Here is a 2812-nt window from a genome sequence, read left to right as displayed (position 1 = left end):
CTCGGACTCCGTCTCCGCGTCGGCGCCGGGGCGCACCAGCAGGCGCCGCCCGGTGACCGGCGTGAACGGCACCGCGGACTGCAGTTTTGGGTAATACCGGCCGCCGGCGCGCTCGTAGGCGTCGGCCCAGGACCAGTCGAACACGTACTCGCCGTAGGAGTGGCTTTTCAAGTACAGCGGCGCCGCCGCAATCACCGCCCCGGCGCCGTCCTCGACCACCAGGTGCCGGGGCAGCCAGCCGGAGCGGGCCGAGGCCGATCCGCTGTCCTCCAGGGCGCTCAGGAAGGCGTGGCTGAGGAACGGGTCGTCGGCGCCGGCGCAGGCATCCCACTGCGCCGCCGGCACCTCGCCGAGGGAGCCGAGGACCTTGACCGTGGTGGGTTCGCGTCCGTCGGGCATGGCTCCTTGGTCTTATACGCCAAACGGCCGGCGCGCAACCAGGGGCCTCGCGTCCCGGCACCGGCGCCCCGTGGCCGCGCTCCCTCCGGGCCGGTCCGGTTAGGGGCGCGGCGGCGCGCGGCCCGCGACCATTTACCATTAGAGATTTGTAATATAATGCAGAAATGCTTTTACTGGTTGTCGAATGGGTAGGCTCGTGCCATAGTTGCGGCAACCGGCAGGCCCGCAACGGGAAATGTCGGAAGGGGGGAATCATGCACGATACCGGGCCGCTCGAACCGGGTGCGTTCGTCCGTATTTTCCACCACGGCCGTCGTTTCACTGCCATAAGCTTGCTAGCGGCGACATTGTCGTCTTGCGGCACGTTTACGAATCCGGGTGCTCCGAAGCAGTCATTCGATATTGACAAGGACATTCAGGAACTTGAGACGGTATTCAGCCGTTCAGGTAGCATTGCGGAGTACTACGCTGAATTCGAAAAATCCGCCAAGACAGACGAACAGCGGAAAAAAGGCCGGGACAGATTTATCACCGGAAGATTGGTGCTGATCAACATCCATTATATTGAATTCATAAAGCAGTTCGCCGTCAGCAAGGCGCAGTTGGATTCCGCAATAGACATTGCGACGATCGGGGTTGACTTGGCGATCACGCTTGTCGGCGCTGCATCAACCAAAGCTATCCTCGGAGTGGTTTCGGCGGGCATGACCTCTTCGAAAGTGTCGATCGATAAGAATTTCTTCCAGCAAAAAACCGCCGGTTGCCGATAGGAAGGCCGATCAACTCGTTCAATTGCGCGATCCCAATAAGCTTCGGTTTATCAAGGGGGATGCGGCTAGACAGTTGCTGAAAATGAGAGCCGTACTTAGCGGGAGAAGTGACGAAGCTCTCGATGCCTGGGAAGCCGCTCTGACGGCGGGGCAGTGATAAATTACAGCAAGCATCCCGTGTGACACCGATTTGGAGGAATGGCATGGAGCAACTCACCGCATTCGTAGAGTTCGAGGTTTGGTTCCTGCTCGGCGGGCTTGCGTTGGTCGTCGGATACAAGATGCTGACCAGGGGGATCAACACGGCAGGGTTGCTCCAGGACAAGGTCCAAGACAAGGAACACAGAGGGCTCAGCCCGTCGCGGATTCAGCTGCTGCTATTCACGCTCGTCGGAGCCGGGGCTTACCTGGCCTCGGTGCCCGAGATGTTCGACGCAGCCGCGCCCAAACTGCCCGAGGTTCCGGCGGAACTGTTGGTTCTGTTGGGCGGCAGTCAGGCCGTCTACCTCGGAGGAAAGTCGTACCTTAGGTTTTTCAAGGGAACGCCGTCGCCTGACGGGTGACGACGCGAGGGGGAGGCATCTAGGTCATGCAAACACTCACTTTGGTAGCCGGGTGGATGATCGTCGTTTTTGTCGGACTGCTCGGGTTAGTCGTGTTGTGGAAGATCGTGACGAACGAGATCGACCTTACCTTTCTCATCAGCGAGGAAAACGGCCAGGCAAGCCTGTCGCGGTTTCAATTCCTGATTTTCACGTTTGTCATCGCGCTGAGTTTCTTCCTCATCACCGTCCACGGAGAAGCAGTTAAATTTCCCGACGTTCCGCAGGGCGTGTGGGCGCTTCTCGGCATCAGCGGCGGCAGCTACGTGATTTCGAAAGGTATTCAAAAGAGTGGTGGCGGTGCCGGAAGTGTCCCGGGAGCCAAAGGCGGTGCTGGCGGCGGCTAGGCCGGCAGCGGCAGCGGCTAGGCCGGCAGCGGCAACTGATCGCCACGCCACCGACAATACCTCCGGCAATCCGCCCCGGCCGCCCTTGTTAGGCGGAGGTAACCATGCTCGACATCCCACAGTTCCGTACCAACATCGTCAGGCCGACGCTGGAGGCCATCGGCGCCCACAACCGGGCGGCGGAGGACCTGGTCCTCGGCACCGCGATTCAGGAAAGCAACCTCCGTTATCTGCGCCAGCTCAACGACGGCCCGGCGCGCGGCGTCTACCAGATGGAGCCCGCCACCCATGACGACATCTGGGAGAACTACCTGGCCTTTCGGGCGGAACCGAGCGGGCGCGTGTCCGCGTTCCTCGCCCCGGGGCAGGACCGCCTCGATCAGCTTGTCTGGAACCTCGCCTACGCCACCGCCATGTGCCGGGTGCACTACCTCCGCGTCCCGCATCCGCTTCCCGATCCCGGCGACATCCGCGCCATGGGCGACTACTGGAAGCAATATTACAACACGTCCCAGGGCCGGGGCACCGCCGACGAATTCGTCCAGAATTTCGAAAAGCACGTCATCCGGACCGGCAACGCTTGAGCGAGCGCGGCTGACATAGTCCGCGGAACCAGGATCTCCCGACACGCGAAAGGAGCATTCCGATGGCCAAAAGACTAGCGATTGCCGTGATCCACGGCATGGGGGAGCAG

5 protein-coding genes are annotated in these 2812 nt (G+C 61.4%); 4 read left to right on the top strand and 1 reads right to left on the bottom strand.

The window, feature by feature from the left end; all coding sequences use genetic code 11:
• Positions 1-399, bottom strand: a 399-nt coding sequence (locus FVQ81_18290) for a GNAT family N-acetyltransferase (protein MBW7998480.1), incomplete at its 3' end; no start/stop codon positions are given.
• Positions 400-653: 254 nt separating this feature from the next.
• On the opposite strand from FVQ81_18290, the gene FVQ81_18285 reads away from it, so the two are divergent.
• From FVQ81_18285 to FVQ81_18270, 4 genes are all read left to right on the top strand, one after another.
• Positions 654-1169, top strand: coding sequence for a hypothetical protein (locus FVQ81_18285; protein ID MBW7998479.1), 516 nt, complete (start codon positions 654-656; stop codon positions 1167-1169).
• A gap of 203 nt (positions 1170-1372) precedes the next feature.
• Positions 1373-1732, top strand: a complete 360-nt coding sequence (locus FVQ81_18280) for a hypothetical protein (protein MBW7998478.1) — start codon at positions 1373-1375, stop codon at positions 1730-1732.
• Positions 1733-1758: 26 nt separating this feature from the next.
• On the top strand, positions 1759-2118 hold the full coding sequence (locus tag FVQ81_18275) for a hypothetical protein (GenBank protein ID MBW7998477.1): 360 nt from the start codon (positions 1759-1761) through the stop codon (positions 2116-2118).
• Positions 2119-2222: 104 nt separating this feature from the next.
• Complete coding sequence (locus tag FVQ81_18270; protein MBW7998476.1) at positions 2223-2702, top strand: hypothetical protein; 480 nt, start codon at positions 2223-2225, stop codon at positions 2700-2702.
• Positions 2703-2812 lie beyond the last annotated feature (110 nt).

This window comes from Candidatus Glassbacteria bacterium (assembly GCA_019456185.1).
GTDB lineage: Bacteria > Gemmatimonadota > Glassbacteria > GWA2-58-10 > GWA2-58-10 > JAJRTS01.
This window is presented reverse-complemented; position numbering and strand designations above follow the sequence as displayed.